Genomic DNA, 17,815 nt, shown 5'->3' on the forward strand with positions numbered 1-17,815 from the left:
ATCACTTTTGCTAATGATACTCAAAGGAGTAAACAATGGAAGAAATCAAATTAACCCAATTTTCGCATGGCGGAGGATGTGGTTGTAAAATATCCCCTGCGGTATTAACTGAATTATTAGCTAAGGTACCGGTAGGCCCGATACCACCAGCATTATTAATTGGAACAGAAACATCAGATGATGCAGCTGTTTACCAGTTAAATGATACGCAAGCAGTAATTGCCACGACCGATTTTTTCACCCCTATCGTTGATAACCCTTTTGATTTTGGTCGTATTGCCGCAACCAATGCTCTATCTGATATTTATGCTATGGGAGGAACGCCAATTATGGCATTAGCCATTGTCGGAATGCCTCTTGATAAACTACCTAAATCTGCTATCGGTGACATTTTAGCAGGTGGAGCCGATATCTGCCGTCAAGCTGGTATTCCTATTGCTGGTGGACACTCGATTGATATTCTTGAACCTGTTTATGGCCTAGTCGGCATAGGTATGGTTAATCCGCAACAACTAAAAAGTAATGCTGCCGCCCAAGCTAATGATGTATTAGTATTAACCAAACCTTTAGGTATTGGCATGTTATCCGCTGCACTCAAAAAAGGCCAACTTGATACAAACCACTATGTGGAATTGATAAAATGGACTACCACACTAAATAAAGTGGGGGCAGAAATCGCTAATATTGATGGTGTACATGCCATGACGGATGTCACCGGCTTTGGCTTAGCAGGTCATCTACTTGAAATGTGTCGAGCAGCCAAATGTCAGGCACAGATCCGTTTTGAGCAGCTACCATTTTTAGCAAGCGCACTCAATATTGCTAAACAAGGAACCGCAACCGGCGCTTCTAATCGAAACTGGCTAAGTTATGGCGATGCAATAAAGTTAGCGGACTCATTTGAATTATGGCAACGTAACTTACTTACCGATCCACAAACTTCTGGTGGATTATTGATTGCTTGTAGTGAAAACGCACTACCACAAGTGCAAGCAACCATTGAACGTTCACAAGGAAATCAAGGCTTTATTATCGGTAAAATAGCACGTTCAAATGTGATTGGTGAAGTTTTAGTTAATAGTTAATTGTTGATGTGGGAATAAAGATCAATAAATGTTGGTAAAGGAGATTGTATGAATGCAGTTATTGGAACAGCGGGGCATGTTGATCATGGTAAATCATCTTTAATTGAAGCCCTCACTGGCATTCATCCTTCTCATTTACCACAAGAAATTGCTCGCGCCATGACCATAGATCTTGGTTTTGCCTATTTTACCACTCAAGATCAGCAAAAAATCGGTATTATCGATGTTCCCGGCCATGAGCGTTTTATTCGTAATATGGTCAAAGCTGTATGGGGGCTAGACTTAGTATTATTTGTGGTTGCAGCTGATGATGGTTGGGCTACCTTATCAACCGAACATCTGCGCGTTATTGCAGCAATGGACATCAAATCCTGTATTTTAGTTATCACTAAAGCTGATCTCGCCGATGAACAACGCCTTAGAGAAGTTGAAAATGAGGCTTTAGAGCATTTTATAACTGAAATGGATATGATCCCTGATGTCGTCTCTGTAAGTAGTTATACCGGTAAAGGTATTGACACCTTAAAGCAATTGATTATTGATAAAATTAATCATTTACCAAAAAGAGAAGATTTAGATAATCAAGCTCATCTTTATGTCGATCGTGTTTTCTCAGTCAACGGCATAGGAACAACCGTTACCGGAACCCTGCGAGGTGGAGAAATTAACGTAGGCGATGTGTTAACGCTATTTCCCGGAGAACATGCAGTAAAAGTTCGTTCCCTACAAAGTTATCATTCCCAACTTAACAATGCCAAACCCTATAGTCGAACAGCTATAGGTTTAAAACAGCTCAACCGAAAGTTAGTTACCAAAGGAAGCTGCCTAGTTGCCAATCCACAAGCTATTACTATCAGTACGGATTGGATTGTGCAATTAAACCCCAATTTTAGTAGCTCACTAAAAAAACAAAGTATTGTTGAGGTGGCTTTAGGCACAGCTCATGTATTAGCTAAATGTTATGTTTACGCTGAAGGAAAGCTGGCACGACTCCAACTGGTAGAAACTATACCCGCCTTTTGGGGACAGCCATTATTGTTGATTCAACATGGTGGTAGCCATATTATTGGCGCAGGACGTGTAGTTTGGCTACAAAGCATAGATAGTAAAAAACGCAACCAATTGCAAACTATTCTCACACAGCTTTCAATTAATAGTGCGAATATGCTTGATGCACAAATTATGTTACAACTGGCTCTCAATGGGTATAGCCAACAAAAAGCAGGTGTAACGCCACCACAAGGAACCCTCAACTTTGGTACTTGGTGGATCACACCTGAAACCAAAACTTCACTAAAACAGCAATGTGATAATTACTTAAATAGTGTCGTGCATACCGTTTCAGTGGATGAATTAGCTCGAATAACCGAATATCCAATTACCTTAATTGAACTGGTTGTACACGAAGCCTGCCAAACTAAACAATGGCAAAAAATTGATGGTAACATCACTACGATAAGTCAGTTACAAGACAACCAATTACCCGCAAATCAACAGCAACTACTTGACGATATTACACAGGCTGGTGAACAAGGTTATGATTCAGCTAAAACTACCATTGTTGGTGTACGCCGTTTATTGCGCACTTTAACTGAAAAACAGCTCATTGTACCTACTGAAAATGATCTGTTTTTTACACAAGAAATCTATCAAAATATTGTTCGCAAAATTATGTTGGGTCGTAAATTATCACAACGATTTTCTGTCGCTGATGCACGCGATTGTACCGGATTATCACGCAAGCAACTTATCCCATTACTCAATCGCTTAGAGCGTGATGGTTGGGTTAAACGGGTTGATAATGAACGAGAAGTAATAAAAGAGTTTTTAGCTTAAAAACTGCATCAAATTAGGATCACCAATATTTATTACAACATAACACAATTAACAATATCTCGAATAATTTGGGTGAGTTCTTCGTTTGCAGTCGGTTTCCAGATCACCACCATGCATAACATTACACCTTTATCGCCAAGCTCAGTTGTTAAACGCCTGACCTCTTTATAAGGCTGCTCAAATAGGTGTGTTGGTAAAAAACTCCATCCTCTTTTCTGATTTAACTGTTCTTTCAAAAGTTCAATATTAGTAATATGTTGTACTGCATCAGATATTTGAATGATTTTCTTTAAATGATTTGGAACTTCAATCAATGGAATAAGCTGATTAAAAGAAGCGAGCGTGGATAAAGAGAGAGGCGATTTTGAATTGATAAAAAAATCTTTATGAGCATAGATACCTAGCTCAATCATGCCAATGGCGTACCACTTAAAATCAGCACTAATAATACGATTGGCTGCCGGATAAATACCAATATCCACAACCTCTTCTAGTAACATTCTCTCAGCTTGACATCGCTCAACATTCAATAAATTAAGTTTAATATGGCGTTGTTCAAAATAATCAATTAACTGTTCCATAAACAATAATGGAATAAAACAGTCATAACAAATAGTCAACGTTTGCTTAAGCCTCGTTGGCATTTGCATGGCTAACTGATCGAACAAATTAGCCTCATGAAGAAATAGACGAGCCTTAGTATAAAGTTGCTGTCCTTCAGTCGTCAGTTTAATTGGACGCTTACTTCGATCAAATAATGAATAGCCCAAGTTAATTTCAAGAGAATCGATTAATTCACTCACAGTAGTACGACTTTTTTGCAGTTTTTGTGAGGCAAAGGAGATGTTTCCTGTTTCGCAAACACAAGCAAAAGCTTCAATTTGCGCTAGAGTAAAATGAACTGTAGACATGTCAACCTCTCCTACTAATGACGGTTTACCCTACAGTAACCGATTTTAACAAAATAGTAATCTTTTTTAGAATAATTTAATAACTCATAAATTGAGTTTAGTTAGTAAAAGAGTATTTAAAGGAGAGTCACAATGAAAATAAAAGTAGCTTTACTTGCTACCTGTATCGCAATCGCTTTACCAGCAAGTGCAGAAATGGTTGACTACAGCAAACCTATGGTTAACGCTTGTAATGTTGCCGGATTAACTTGTCCGGATAATGTAGATAAAACAATCCCAGCGGTTAAAGACATGTTGAAATGGGATCAGCAAGACCGTGTAATCGGTTTTCGTAATGATTATCGCTCATACACAGGAGATGTCTTTAAAGCAGGTACTGGCAATCCAATTCCACGAGATTTAAAAGATTTATCCGATGTTAGCTATGATTATCAAAACCACACTTACAACCTTAATGACTATCTGAAACGTAATGATGTCGTGGGTATGCTGATTATTAAAAATGGTAAGGTTGTGTGGGAGTATTTAGGCAAAGGGAATGATAAAACTACACTCTGGACATCTCGTTCAGTGGGCAAATCAGTTGTTTCAACACTAGTTGGTATCGCTTTAAAAGAGGGTAAAATTAAGTCATTAGATGATTTAGTGGTTAAATACAACCCTGATGTTAAAGGTACTGTATGGGAAAAGGTCACAATTAAACAGTTATTACAGCATACTTCGGGTGTTGAATGGGGTGAAGATTACACCCAACCTAAATCAGACTTTGACCAATTGACACAATGTGAAGCACAAAAAGCAACCTACAATTGTGTCAATAAACTGGTTAAATCACCTACGCGTAAAGCCTATGCTAAACCGGGCGAAGCTTGGGCTTATTCATCCGGTGGTGCATGGTTACTTGGTGATACCTTAGAAAAAGCAACTGGTGTCTCAACCGCAACTTATTTACAAGAAAAAATTTGGCAACCTTATGCAATGGTAAGAGACGGTGTCTGGCATAGCTATGTGCTAGGAAAACATGATACCGGCGCTCATGGCTTTAATGCAACGCTGGAAGATTGGGGTAAATTCGGTCTATTTATAGCCAATAACGGCGTATTACCGAATGGAACCCAAATATTACCTGATAATTGGGTGAAAGAAGCAAGAACATGGAATCAAGCTAAAAACTCTGTCACCGCTAAACATCCTGAAGGTAGTTATGGCTATGAGTGGTGGAATAATAGTATTCCAGATAGTTATCAAGGAAAATATACCAACAAATTAAAATCCACTGATACACAATGGGCATTAGGTATTTTTGGGCAAATTATCATGGTAAATCAGCCAGAAAATCTTGTTATTGTTCAATGGTCAACTTGGCCCGAAGCGGAACCATCTTTTGATGCTCAACCGCTTGAAGCGGCATTAATGTTTAATGCCATTGCCGATAAATTATAGTTAAGCTAAAAGCTGTTGGTGTGATCTGATAACCGGATTATATGCTTTCAATAAATAAAAACCTTTCTCGAAACTTTCTACTTAATTATTAAGTAGAGAGTTTCTAACCAACTTATCACCCTCATTAATACGCCTTTTATGCCGATTTTATCTTAATTACCCTATGGATAAATATAAACATTTTGGATAATGTGCAGAAACTCTACAAAATTTATGTCACTTATTAGCAAGCGCTATCATGGAGATATTCACACTAATAACTCAAATTAAAATCGTTAGTCTTAGCACATTGTGGATATCGAATTGATTCCTTTTAATATATCAGTATCGAAACAGAAAGTCGGCGTTATTAAGATAACTAATTGATTAATAGAGCTTAATAGGATTTAATAGACGGGAAGTTTAATTGGTATGGCGGAAGAGGCAGAGAAAACGAAAATTCCCAACCAACTTCAACTTATTTATTTTATGCAAATTATTCATAATTCGCCTTATCTATAAATCTCTGTTCTACCTTTAGGTCTACCTTTTGAAAATGAATTGTTTTGAACTGGTATGGATTAAAGTAATAGGATGTTCAAGCAAAATCAACCTGAGTTCTGAGTGTCACAAATTATTTATTTGCTGACTATTTTAGCTTCTTTTTTGGTGGAATTAGTTGCCTTGTCATGGAGCATCATCCTTGATGGTTTATTATACCGCTACGAATGCCTACAAGAAAAGTATACCGTTGCAACTATGACAAAGTTAAAATAATAACACCCATTACTGAGCGTTATTATATTAAGATTCAAACATCCATGATGGAATTTGTCGACTACTATGCAAAACACGGTAGATATGAATGTATTCGGCTTTCTCAATGTAAAAAATAATATAAGGAAAATCTGTGAGCGCCCAAGTTTTTAAATTGGGTATATTTAACTCATAGGCAAAGCGGTTTGAGCCAATAGCTGGATGGTCACTGATATTACCGTATGATTTCATGAGTTCATGATAAAACTTGTTACCTAATACTTTAGATTTTTCCCTATAATAATCGATAGCCTGTTCAACATCTTGTTCGGCTTTTATTTGATAGATAAGCGTTTTTGCCATTATCTAGCCTATTCTTCTATTCTGCGTTTTAATGAAGCAAAATAGTCTTCATCAATGACTGAACCTGTTGGTGAATTGATCCCTTCCATAATTAAATCTCTCAATTTTTCACGCTCAAGATCTTTACGGATGAGTTCTTTTACATATTCACTATGAGTACTATAAAGGCCTTTTTTAACTTTTTGCTCAACGTGAACACGTAGTGATTCAGGTATTGAAATATTCATTGTACTCATTTTAGATACCTCTCTAATGATTTTGGCAAAAATTGCCAATCATGATTAAAATCATAATATATTTTGAATATAAAAACTATTTATTTATGGCTTATAAATAAAAGCAGAATATGATGCGAATTATATAGATGCCCATAAATCTGGTTGGAATAACAAAAACATGCAAAAAAGTGGCAATCTACACTCAGTCATTATGCTTTAACTATTATTGAAAAATTAACTGTATTAAGCATGGATACAAAATTAGTTTCATAACTATTATGAACACATTTGGTATACCAAAACTGAAACAGCTAGCCGTTCATGTGGTCGTATTGAAGCAATAACATTAATAAAAAATATTTCCCAATTATCCAATAGTAAATATATTTACTCGGTTCCACGTAATAAACAATTATCTAATATGTCATCAACAGGCACACTAAGATGTATGAATTTTGTTCATATTACTCAACATGGTTTCCGTTCATCTTTCGAGATTGAACAGGAGAAACGACTCATTACTTAAGAGAGATAATAGATCATGCGTTAGCACATCAGTTAGCTGTTAAAACTGATTCTGCTTACCAACGCGGTGATTTACTTGAAAAACGTTCAAACCTGATGGCTGATTGGCTGCAATTTTGCAAAGGTAGTTGATATGCCAATACGATTGATATTTTTGCTCAATAATCGAGTACTATTTATTTCACTTAAACTTGGGGATTGTTACCTAATGTTATCTTAATTTGATTTACTCTAGGTAAGAATGAATTTGTTGATATTATCAATATAACATAATGTTATGGAATAAAAGTCATTAGGAGTATAAGCCCATGTGAAGAAATAATACTAGACTAACGTCCAATTAAAAGAAAAAATTGAGCTAAGTTCAATGTTGATTCAGAAAAACCTACTGCATACAAATTAGACAATTACTATAGCCATTTGATAATCATTAATAATTTCAAAATGAGTAAAAAGATGGATAGAGGCTTAATGTTATTAAAAACTTCATATTTTCAAATAGGTTAAATTGAAAAAATGGCGGAAGAGGCAGGAATCGAACCTACCCCAGCCGATAGGCTGACAACGGTTTTGAAGACCGCGAAGACCACCAGATCTCATCAACTTCCATAACAATAAGTTCATTAATAATAACATAGACTAGCCCAAGATTGTCAATTGAATTAACGAATGAGTCTTAGCTAGTTTTTTGGGATATAAATTATATCGTGAGAAGCTATTTCTCAGCACAAATCATAAACATTGGGGTGGAGTGATAATTAAGTAATTCATCTTTATCCCACACTTGTTTTGAGATATCTGTCTCAAGATAAATCTTACTAAATCCTAAATCAATTAAGGTTTGCATATCCCATTGTGGTCTTAATACCTGACTTAATGGTAACAATTTAGCAATCCGTTCCATTTCTGTCGTATCTGTTTGTAAATAATGGTCTACAATACCTTGGCTAAGCGCATTATGACGATCCGCCTGATAGGCTAAATAACGATGATGATCATATAAAAAAAGATACCAATTAGCATCAAAGTTTAATAATCTTCCCCCTTTATTTAACACTCTTAACCATTCTTTGTAACCATTTAATGGTTTCTCCAAACCCCAAGTTACATTTCGCATGACCACTAAATCAAAGCTATCATCAGCAAAAGGAAGTGAATGAACATCAGATAAAACAAAGTCGATTTTTACTTGATAATTATCCGCATTTTTTTCAGCTTGATCTAACATTGCCTGAGTTACATCTACCGCTGTTACATCATGACCAGCTAATGCTAAAGTAATCGCCATAAAACCCGGCCCGGTTCCCAAATCTAATATTTTTAAAACCTCTTTTTTGGGGGCATGTGACAAAATCAGTTTTTGCCAAATAGACCTTTTTTGCGTGGCAAGTTCATCCTGATTGGTTTGACTGTAACCTTTTGCTCGTTTACTCCAATAAGCTACAATAGCTAATACTAGATCTTCGTTTTGATGATTATCTATTATTGGCACTCACTTTCTCCCCATATTTTTTATTTATAATTATCAAGATGATTGATCGGTTTTATTTACACCTGATTTTGTCGATGAATACAACTGACATTTTTTATCCACAAAATAAAACGTCATTATAACATTAGCTTACATGAACGTGATATTAAGCTGTTAAGTGAAAAAATAAATAACCGTTTAATATGAACCAACCCTGTTATAACTCAGTTAGTCGCTAGATGTTGCATTAAAAGAAAAATGAAACGGTATAGACTCCTGAATATTTTTTACAAAATATGTAGCTGATTATATACAAACCAACCCGTTATAACTCAGTTAGTCGCTAGATGTAGTATCAAAAGAGAAATAAAACGGTATAGACTCCTGAATATTTTTTACAAAAAATGTATCAGATTCTATATAAACCCACCCTGTTATAACTCAGTTAGTCGCTAGATGTTGCATTAAAAGAGAAATGAAACGGTATAGACTCCTGAATATTTTTTACAAAAAATGTATCAGATTCTATATAAACCAACCCTGTTATAACTCAGTTAGTCGCTAGATGTTGCATTAAAAGAGAAATGAAACGGTATAGACTCCTGAATATTTTTTACAAAATATGTATCAATTTCTATATAAACCAACCCTGTTATAACTCAGTTAGTCGCTAGATGTAGCGTCAAAAGAGAAATGAAACGGTATAGACTCCTGAACATTTTTTACAAAAATGAAGAGTAATTATTGTTATAACTGGCAAATATTATAGGCGAGTCGCTAGCTGTTAATTCAAGAAAATAAGCATTAAATGGCAGGGATCTCTGTACTGATGACTAAATTCGATGCTCCGCCAACTTGTGTTGGCGGTAACCATGCATTAAAACGGTTAATTTATTTACTTATAATAGTGCCATAGCCCATTAATAAGGCAATAACCGCTATAACACCAATAGCAATTGTATATTTAGTTTTAACTTTGTATTTTTTAACTTCACCAAGTGCAAGCTCTACACCTTTGTTTTTCTTGTCATAATAAAAATACATTGGCAAACCAATTAAAGTGAGAATTATTGAGGCAATACCATTAATAGTTTGATTAATAAGCATGCCGTAAATCACATAAACTGAACCTAAAATAGCAATAATTGGAATAATAGGATAACCAATTACTTTATAAGAACGAGGAATATTAGGATATTTTTTTCGCGCAATAATCACGCCAATAAAGGTTAATAGATAAAATACCCAAATAGAAAACATCGAAATTTCGGATAAACGATCAGCATCAAGTAAGGCTGAGTATAAGAAAGAAAATACAACCAAAATAATAATCGCATTAACAGGCGAACGACTATCATCATCAATCGTACTTAAATAGCGGGCGCCAATAATTGTTCCTCGTTCACCCATACTAAAAATGGTGCGTGATAAAGTCATAATATAGCCATTAATACCCCCCAAAATAGAGACCATAATGCCAACTGCGACTAAATTACCACCTAAATGACCAAACATTTGTTGAGATGCAACCGCTGAGGCATCATGTCCAAGTGAAACCATTTCTTTAACAGGGAAAATTTTAAACAACGCAATATTAATACATGCATACACGATCACTAAAAAGATAATACCCAAAATAATTGCTTTCGGTAATATTTTAGCTGGATTACGAATTTCACCCGCTACAGAGGCTACTTGCGCCCACCCGTCATAAGCAAACAGTGTGGCTAAAATAGCAACAGCAAACGGCGCTGAACTTTCAATCCCTTGCCCACTCGCGCTAAATAATGCCACTTGCCCATTACCTTTCCATAATCCAAATATTGCCAATAATAGTATAGGGATAAGTTTACACACAGTGGCGATAGTTTGCAGATACCCTGCCTGTTTTACACCAATAGCATTAACAAATGCGATAAAACCTAATACACCAGCACTAACCGCCATTCGATAAGCGCCATCAATTTGGAATAATAAACAAAATACCGAACTAAAATACCCAACTAGCGCCCCAACTAAAGAAGGTGCAAATAGAACCGTAATCATCCAGCCATACAGGTGAGAAACTTTAGCGCCATAAATCTTTTCAAGATAAACAAGGAGTCCGCCTGTTCGTGGAAACATTACGCCTAACTCACAAAGCGTTAAGCCTCCACAAATTGAAAAAACGCCACCAATAATCCATGCTAATAAAGCATAATGATAGTCACCTGCAACTTCTAATACTGCCGGTGGTTTCATAAATGCACCTGCACCTAAAACCATTCCAACAACGAGTGATAATGCTGAAACTAGACCAAGATCTTTTCGCAATTTATTTTCTAAATTGTGATCTGACATTAAAATGCCCCTTTGAAATATTTAATATAATTTTGTAAATTCTGCCTATAATAGGACTTTATGAATAAAATACAAGAAACATTGCGATAAGATAAGTAAAACACATTAAAAATCAAAACAATATAGATTTAACTTAAATTTAATCAGACAAAAAAACCAGCACTAAGCTGGTTTTGTGAATAATTAATAAGTTAATTATTTATTTTTTTTCATTTTCATATCAACGACCATTCGACCTCGAATTTTACCGGCTTTCATTTCTTCGATCATATCGTTAATATCTTCAAATGGACGTTTTTCAACAATTGGTACAACTTTACCTTCTGCACTAAATTGGAACGCTTCTGCAAGATCTTCACGCGTACCAACAAGTGAACCTAAAACTTGGATACCGTCTAACACAGTTCGTGGAATGCTTAGATCCATTGTTTCAGAAGGTAAACCTAATGCAACCACACGACCTAATGGGCGTACTGAATCAATTGCTTGATTAAAACCTGTTTTCGTCACTGATGTAACCACTGCACCATGAACACCGCCACCAGTATGCTCTTTAATATATGCACCAACATCAGCAACTTTTTTAGGATTTATCACTAAATCAGCACCTAATTGTTTACACAATTCTAATTGGCTATCGCTATTACTGATCGCAACGACTTTATTGTTAAATACTTTTTTACCATATTCAACCGCCAAAGTACCAAGACCGCCAATACCAAAGACCGCAAGCCATTGTCCCGGTTTAGTATTTGCTACTTTTATGCCTTTATAAGTTGTTACACCGGCGCAAGTCACACTGGTTGCTTGTGCTGGATCAAGACCTTCTGGTACTTTAACCGCATAATCGGCTTTAACGATGCATTGTTCAGCCATACCACCATCAACACTATAACCTGAATTCAAGGCATTACGGCAAAATGTTTCATTACCAGAAATACAGAACTCACATGTACCACAACCAGCATGGAACCAAGCAATACTAACTCTATCACCTACTTTCAGACTTTTCACGTCAGGAGCAATTTTAGTTACAATACCTACACCTTCATGACCAATAACACGTCCTGGTTTTTTACCAAAGTCACCAGCAGCGACATGAAGATCGGTATGACAAAGCCCACAATACTCGACATCAACCAATGCTTCTCCAGCCTCTAGAGGGCGAAGCGCAATATCTTTGATTTCAACTTGTCCATCGCATTCTTGTTTAACAACAGCAGCTTTCATTTTTCTCTCCTAGATAATATTAAAGTTAAAACATAACTGTTGTTATTTTAGCCTAATTATTTTTATAAAATATGAGTAATTTCACAATTTTATGAAAAAAATTGATTTTCTTTGAATTTTGATTGAAACGCATAGCTAACCTGAAACTTTTTAACAAAAAATGGTCGATTTTTTAACTAATTGATTCGCTATCGAGGTAAACAAGAATTTTACGAAGAACAATACAATAGTAAAAAAAGATTAATAAAAAAGGAACAACGCAAAACTGTTGTTCCTTATATTGTTATTATCTTTTAGTTAATAAGGTTGACACGATAATTTGACTATCTGTATCAAAATTGATTATGAGATATCTTTAGCAACGTATCGTTGACTATTGTTATTAATTAACAAAAATAATCCAATAAATGCACCTAAAACAAATAATGTCACGACATAAAACGCTGGTGCCATTTTACTGACAAAATCATCAAACAACGAGATCAGTAGTGGCGTTAATCCACCAGCAATTGCATATGCCATATTAAATGAAAATGACACACCACTATAACGGATCTCTGTTGGGAATACCTTCACCATAAAGTAAGCAAAAGAACCAACAACACCCACACCCAATCCAGCCAAAGGATAGGTAATAAAGAGAAGATAAGGATTACTTAAAGATAAATAGAAAATAGCAATCATAATTGCAGCAATGCCACAACCTATAGCCAGAACTTTACCCATCGCAAATCTATCCATCATCATACCGTAAAAGGTACAACTAATAATAAGACCAATAATGGCTAAGATGTTTCCTTGTAAAGCATCAAGGGCAGAAAAGCCAAACTGTTTTTGTAACAAGATTGGTGTCATTAACATAATAACCATGATACCGGCAGATAATACCCACGTAAGTAACATCGATAATATAGTTTGTGGCAAATATTGAGTGATTACCGTAACTACAGGCAATTTTTTAGAAAGCTCTTGCTGTTTACGTTTTTGTATAGCCAAAAAAATTGGCGTCTCTTTTAACCAACGGCGTAAATACATCGCAATCAAACCAAAAATACCACCAATGATAAAAGGGAGCCGCCAACCCCAATCAATCATTTGCTGAGGTGTAACGTTTTTATTGATAACGGTTGAAACTAATGAACCAAGTAAAATCCCTAAACTTAAACCACTGGTTAGAATCCCACAAGCCAAACCAATTTTGTTTTTTGGTACATGTTCGGCAACAAAAGTCCATGCGCCCGGAACTTCTCCTCCTACGGCTAAGCCTTGACACAATCGCATAACTAAAAGCAATAATGGCGCAAAAATACCAATAGCACTATAAGTAGGTAAGCAACCGATAAAAAGTGTTGGTAATGCCATAAGCAAAATACTCAGTGTAAACATGCGTTTGCGACCAAATAAATCACCAAAATGCGCCATGACAATACCACCAAATGGACGAATCAAATAACCAGCAGCAAAAATACCAAATGTTTGTACTTGGCTTAACCATGCTGGCATATCATTGGGAAAAAACAGATGACTAATAGTCATTGAAAAAAAGACAAAAATAATAAAATCATAAAACTCTAATGCACCGCCTAAAGCCGAAAGCGCTAGTGTTTTATAATCTTGATTGTTTAAACTGGTTGAAGGTGACAATGTTTCTGAGTTTGACATGATTATCCTTGTAAATTTTTGTTTACATATAGTCTCGTATTGTGTACTAATATACCTGAACCCTATTTTTTTTAAAAGTAATTATCAGCCTTTATTAGTATTCTAATTTCATTACATAAAAATTAAATAAACTTAAAATAAATAAATAACTTTCAGTGTGTTAACAATAATCAAAAAGGTTCAATAATTAAAAAAATATTTAAATTTAAAACTAGCACAAATGAATAATAAATGGTCATATAAAAAAAATACAATGAAGGTATTTTCTAATTAATATGGAGAGCTATAAAATGGCTATAAAACGTATTTCTCGTGGCAAGTTTACACGTATGCAACAATTGTCAAACCAAGATGGCGTAATTGCGGCTCTGGCAATTGATCAGCGTGGCTCAATGGTCAAGATGATGGAATCGGCTGTTGGCAAAGATCGTTATCACGTCGATATGGTCTATGAGTTTAAAGAGCTAGTTTCACAAGAGTTAACAAAATATGTTAGTGCAATTTTATTAGACGAACAATATGGCTTTAAAGGTATGGCAAAAAAGAATAAAAATGCCGGTTTAATAATGTCATATGAAAAAACGGGGTATGACGCCAGTACTCCAGGTCGATTACCAGATATATTACCAGAAGACTCTCTACAACGTTTATTGAAAAAAGGCGCCGATGCAGCCAAAGTCCTTGTTTACTATAATCCAGATGATCCTCAAGATATTTTAGATAAAAAACACGCCTTTTTAGAACGCTTAGGTAACGAAGCAAGAGCTGCTGATATTCCTGTTTTTGTTGAACCAATTGTCTATGATAATGTGATTACTGATGATAAAAGTCCTGAATTCGCTAAAATTAAACCGCAGAAAGTCATTAATACTATTAAAGAATTTACCAAAGATCAGTATTACATCGATGTATTAAAAGTTGAAGTTCCTGTGCTATTTAAAAACGTAGAAGGCTTTAACGACAATAATGTTGTTGTTTATTCTCAAAAACAAGCGGCTGATTACTTTAAACAAGCAAGTGATGTTGCTACTCGTCCTTTCATTTATTTAAGTGCCGGTGTACCGACTAAAACCTTCCATGAAGAGTTGATTTTTGCAGGCGATAATGGCGCTAAATATAGTGGTATTTTAGGTGGTCGTGCGACTTGGTTTGAAGGTGTAGCTGCCTATGCTAAAGACGGTAAAGAGGGCTTACGACGTTGGTTAGATTCTACTGGTCGTGAAAACGTTGAACACCTAAATAAGATCTTAAAACAATATGCAACCCCATGGTATGATATTTATGGCGGTCTTAATAATATTGAAGTTATTGATCTCACTTTAGGTAATTAATTCAATCAATATTTTTGTGTTTGAATAAAACTAAATTGTAATAAATTTATACGAGAGAACAGGGTTTACTCCTATTTTCCCACTCTCTCTACCAACAGTCCCGTCGACAGGTGTCGACGGGACTTTATACCTCAAAACAAGCAATTCAGTTTTTATATGCTATATTGCCCTTTCAAAAAACAGATCAACCTGACTTAGCTTTGACATTGATTGTAGGTAAGATCTAATTTTATCTGGAAAATTGAGTTCCTTAACACACGTCAAATTACGCAATACAGGAAATAGACAGATATCATCTAAAGACAAACTACCATTACAAGCATCAGGGGAAATGATAAAAGGTTCGAGTCTATCCAAAATATTTGAGACAGCGGAAACCAGTGTATCGGTTTGCGCCATACAATCAGCAAATGCGCCCATTTTATTGCTTTTACTTGCAACAAAATCATTGATCGCGCTTTGCGTTGCAAATTCAGCAAAACCCATTTTTATATAACGTGGACACTCTAAACGGTAATCATACTGTTGGAACTGTTTAATTAATTCGGCAATTTCAGGCGATCTAACCCCAGTTAAAATAGGTTTTCCACCATAATTATGGTCGATATAATCAACAATATCTAAGCTTTCTAGTAAATAGCTACCATCATCTTTTTGTAAAATCGGTACCATTTTTTCGCCAATCATACGCTCAGGCGTTTTAAAATCATCACTTAATAATACATGCAATTCAACCGGCACCTTTTTAAGGCCGAAGATCATTCTAGCTCTTGCACAAAAAGGACAGTGTTCATAAATATATAGTTTCATTTTCGTTTCCTTAAGCGTTCAATAACCCATAAAAGAAAAACTAATCCCAGAAATAATCCGACAACCATACTTACTGCTAATAATGCTTTTGGATAACCGATTCGCGTGACATTTATAAAAGGATACGGATACTGATTAGTAAAGTAACCCCGAACAAAAATATAAACGCCATAGGTCAGCATTGATAATAATGAACCGATTATTACGTTAAAATTGATTCGTCGAAATGGTCCCCAAATTAACCAACTTAAAATGCCTAAAATCGGTAACACAACATGTAAACTCTCATTGGTAAACGTTAATATTGCATTAGGCGGTCTATGAATCGCTCGTAATATGAAGTTGTAAACTAGTGCCGTGATAATCACACCAACCAGACCATTTAAACGAATCACTTTAAAACTAAATCGATTACAATTAGGTTTAAAAACCAGCCACAAACAACTGAGTGCTAACATAAAATTAGATAAGACTGTAAAAAAGCTATAATAAAAAACCAATCGACCAATGGGCGTTGCCGGTTGCCAAGGACGAAGTTGCACATGCCAGTAAATATAACTCTCAATACCAATAACAGTAATAGCCAATACAGCAATAAAAAGATTAATACTTCGATTTAACATAACAAACATTTGATAAATGAACTAATAGCATAGTATATCTTGAACAAGATAAAAAATACAAAATAGATTAATAAGTTATTCTATTAGTGTTTAAACTATCTTGTAAAAAGATTTCAGGTTAACTATACGTTTTAGTATAAAAGAGGGAAATTCTGATATTTTGCTGACGATAAATCTAAATAAACAAAAATAAGTAAGTTAATAATAAACCTTTTATTAAATTAACAATGACTGTTACTTATAGCTACTTGGTATATAATACCTAGCATTTTTTAGTATTGAGATAACTTTTGATGTCAGAAAAAAATAGGTCATCACCTGATAAAATGCTGATTGAACAATTTCTGGATGCATTGTGGTTAGAACGCAATTTGGCGGAAAATACCATCGTCTCTTATAAGCTCGATCTGTTGGCATTAAGTCAGTTCTTACAATCACAGAAAGTCACTTTACTTACCGCCCAAACATTGCACTTACAAGATTTTTTAATGCAACGGGTAACTAATGGTTATAAAGCGAGTAGCTCTGCACGATTGCTTAGTGCGACGAAACGTTTTTTCCAATATTTATATCAAGAAAATTATCGTACCGATGATCCTTCTGCTGTGTTATCATCACCCAAATTACCCAAAAAATTACCGAAAGATTTAACAGAATCACAAGTTGAAGCTTTACTTGAATCGCCAAGTACTGACGATCCTATTGAGTTACGTGATAAAGCGATGTTAGAGGTACTTTATGCAACAGGATTGCGAGTATCTGAACTGGTTAATCTGGAAATTAGTGATGTCAGTTTACGTCAAGGTGTAGTTAGAGTAATCGGTAAAGGTAACAAAGAACGTCTTGTTCCGTTAGGTGAAGAAGCGGTTTATTGGCTCGAATACTATTTTAAATATGGTCGTAATGATCTTTTAAAAAATGGACCAATTGATATACTATTTCCTAGTCGATTAGGAAAAAAAATGACGCGACAGACATTCTGGCATCGAATAAAATATTATGCCATACTAACAGGCATTAATATTGAAGCCCTTTCACCTCATGTTCTACGTCATGCTTTTGCAACCCATCTGCTTAATCATGGTGCGGATTTGCGCGTTGTGCAGATGTTATTGGGTCACAGTAGTCTATCTACTACTCAGATTTATACACATGTTGCCACAGAAAGGTTAAAACAGTTACATCGTAAACATCATCCTCGAGCATAAAGCTCATATCAATTAAGGATAAAT

General features: G+C 35.3%; 14 protein-coding genes and 1 tRNA gene. 5 read left to right on the forward strand and 10 right to left on the reverse strand.

Features of this window, described 5'->3' with window-relative positions:
• The first annotated feature begins 35 nt into the window (after positions 1–35).
• Together selD and selB are read left to right on the forward strand one after the other, a co-directional pair.
• Positions 36–1,085: a selenide, water dikinase SelD gene (selD, locus tag A9G11_RS05285; RefSeq protein ID WP_065618457.1), complete on the forward strand. Its 1,050-nt coding sequence runs from the start codon at positions 36–38 to the stop codon at positions 1,083–1,085.
• Between the two features lie 48 nt (positions 1,086–1,133).
• Positions 1,134–2,921 (forward strand): selenocysteine-specific translation elongation factor, encoded by a 1,788-nt coding sequence (gene selB / locus A9G11_RS05290; protein ID WP_065618458.1) that lies wholly within the window; start codon positions 1,134–1,136, stop codon positions 2,919–2,921.
• 32 nt (positions 2,922–2,953) lie between these two features.
• Here the strand turns inward: selB and A9G11_RS05295 are convergent, their stop codons facing one another.
• Positions 2,954–3,832, reverse strand: coding sequence for a LysR family transcriptional regulator (locus A9G11_RS05295; protein WP_065618459.1), 879 nt, complete (start codon positions 3,830–3,832; stop codon positions 2,954–2,956).
• A 132-nt stretch (positions 3,833–3,964) separates the two neighbouring features.
• Between A9G11_RS05295 and A9G11_RS05300 the strand changes: the two genes are divergently transcribed.
• Positions 3,965–5,275, forward strand: coding sequence for a serine hydrolase domain-containing protein (locus A9G11_RS05300; RefSeq protein WP_065618460.1), 1,311 nt, complete (start codon positions 3,965–3,967; stop codon positions 5,273–5,275).
• A 783-nt stretch (positions 5,276–6,058) separates the two neighbouring features.
• On the opposite strand, the gene A9G11_RS05305 is transcribed toward A9G11_RS05300, so the two are convergent.
• The 7 genes from A9G11_RS05305 to A9G11_RS05330 form a co-directional block, all read right to left on the reverse strand.
• Positions 6,059–6,373: a type II toxin-antitoxin system RelE/ParE family toxin gene (locus A9G11_RS05305; RefSeq protein ID WP_218056056.1), complete on the reverse strand. Its 315-nt coding sequence runs from the start codon at positions 6,371–6,373 to the stop codon at positions 6,059–6,061.
• A gap of 8 nt (positions 6,374–6,381) precedes the next feature.
• The gene (locus tag A9G11_RS05310) at positions 6,382–6,609 is read right to left on the reverse strand and encodes a type II toxin-antitoxin system ParD family antitoxin (RefSeq protein WP_065618462.1); all 228 of its coding nucleotides are present in this window, start codon (positions 6,607–6,609) and stop codon (positions 6,382–6,384) included.
• Positions 6,610–7,633: 1,024 nt separating this feature from the next.
• A tRNA-Sec gene (locus A9G11_RS14360) sits at positions 7,634–7,724 on the reverse strand.
• A 107-nt stretch (positions 7,725–7,831) separates the two neighbouring features.
• Positions 7,832–8,608: a class I SAM-dependent methyltransferase gene (locus tag A9G11_RS05315; protein ID WP_218056057.1), complete on the reverse strand. Its 777-nt coding sequence runs from the start codon at positions 8,606–8,608 to the stop codon at positions 7,832–7,834.
• 870 nt (positions 8,609–9,478) lie between these two features.
• On the reverse strand, positions 9,479–10,927 hold the full coding sequence (locus A9G11_RS05320) for an APC family permease (RefSeq protein WP_065618463.1): 1,449 nt from the start codon (positions 10,925–10,927) through the stop codon (positions 9,479–9,481).
• Positions 10,928–11,122: 195 nt separating this feature from the next.
• Positions 11,123–12,157 (reverse strand): alcohol dehydrogenase AdhP, encoded by a 1,035-nt coding sequence (gene adhP, locus A9G11_RS05325; protein ID WP_065618464.1) that lies wholly within the window; start codon positions 12,155–12,157, stop codon positions 11,123–11,125.
• Positions 12,158–12,499: 342 nt separating this feature from the next.
• Positions 12,500–13,819: an MFS transporter gene (locus A9G11_RS05330; RefSeq protein WP_065618465.1), complete on the reverse strand. Its 1,320-nt coding sequence runs from the start codon at positions 13,817–13,819 to the stop codon at positions 12,500–12,502.
• 296 nt (positions 13,820–14,115) lie between these two features.
• Here A9G11_RS05330 and A9G11_RS05335 point away from each other — a divergent pair, with 296 nt between their 5' ends.
• Positions 14,116–15,150 carry a tagatose 1,6-diphosphate aldolase gene (locus A9G11_RS05335; RefSeq protein ID WP_081298432.1) on the forward strand — a complete coding sequence of 345 codons (1,035 nt, stop codon included), beginning with the start codon at positions 14,116–14,118 and terminating at the stop codon, positions 15,148–15,150.
• A 159-nt stretch (positions 15,151–15,309) separates the two neighbouring features.
• Here A9G11_RS05335 and grxB read toward each other — a convergent pair whose 3' ends face one another.
• Both grxB and A9G11_RS05345 read right to left on the reverse strand, forming a co-directional pair.
• A complete protein-coding gene (grxB, locus tag A9G11_RS05340) occupies positions 15,310–15,960 on the reverse strand; it encodes a glutaredoxin 2 (protein ID WP_065618467.1) in 651 nt (216 codons plus the stop codon).
• On the reverse strand, positions 15,957–16,583 hold the full coding sequence (locus tag A9G11_RS05345; RefSeq protein WP_065618468.1) for a Pr6Pr family membrane protein: 627 nt from the start codon (positions 16,581–16,583) through the stop codon (positions 15,957–15,959). Before A9G11_RS05345 ends, grxB begins: the two co-directional genes overlap by 4 nt.
• A 293-nt stretch (positions 16,584–16,876) precedes the next feature.
• On the opposite strand from A9G11_RS05345, the gene xerD reads away from it, so the two are divergent.
• A complete protein-coding gene (gene xerD, locus A9G11_RS05350) occupies positions 16,877–17,791 on the forward strand; it encodes a site-specific tyrosine recombinase XerD (protein ID WP_065618469.1) in 915 nt (304 codons plus the stop codon).
• Positions 17,792–17,815 lie beyond the last annotated feature (24 nt).

Origin of the sequence: Gilliamella sp. wkB108 (assembly GCF_001690195.1) — a bacterium.
Classification (GTDB): domain Bacteria; phylum Pseudomonadota; class Gammaproteobacteria; order Enterobacterales; family Orbaceae; genus Gilliamella; species Gilliamella apicola_L.

Bases quoted from the DNA above. Each gene is read 5' to 3' on its own strand.
- selD (WP_065618457.1), top strand. From the start codon at position 36: ATGGAAGAAATCAAATTAACCCAATTTTCGCATGGCGGAGGATGTGGT.
- selB (WP_065618458.1), top strand. From the start codon at position 1,134: ATGAATGCAGTTATTGGAACAGCGGGGCATGTTGATCATGGTAAATCA.
- A9G11_RS05295 (WP_065618459.1), bottom strand. From the start codon at position 3,832: ATGTCTACAGTTCATTTTACTCTAGCGCAAATTGAAGCTTTTGCTTGT.
- A9G11_RS05300 (WP_065618460.1), top strand. From the start codon at position 3,965: ATGAAAATAAAAGTAGCTTTACTTGCTACCTGTATCGCAATCGCTTTA.
- A9G11_RS05305 (WP_218056056.1), bottom strand. From the start codon at position 6,373: ATGGCAAAAACGCTTATCTATCAAATAAAAGCCGAACAAGATGTTGAA.
- A9G11_RS05310 (WP_065618462.1), bottom strand. From the start codon at position 6,609: ATGAGTACAATGAATATTTCAATACCTGAATCACTACGTGTTCACGTT.
- A9G11_RS05320 (WP_065618463.1), bottom strand. From the start codon at position 10,927: ATGTCAGATCACAATTTAGAAAATAAATTGCGAAAAGATCTTGGTCTA.
- adhP (WP_065618464.1), bottom strand. From the start codon at position 12,157: ATGAAAGCTGCTGTTGTTAAACAAGAATGCGATGGACAAGTTGAAATC.
- A9G11_RS05330 (WP_065618465.1), bottom strand. From the start codon at position 13,819: ATGTCAAACTCAGAAACATTGTCACCTTCAACCAGTTTAAACAATCAA.
- grxB (WP_065618467.1), bottom strand. From the start codon at position 15,960: ATGAAACTATATATTTATGAACACTGTCCTTTTTGTGCAAGAGCTAGA.
- A9G11_RS05345 (WP_065618468.1), bottom strand. From the start codon at position 16,583: ATGTTAAATCGAAGTATTAATCTTTTTATTGCTGTATTGGCTATTACT.
- xerD (WP_065618469.1), top strand. From the start codon at position 16,877: ATGTCAGAAAAAAATAGGTCATCACCTGATAAAATGCTGATTGAACAA.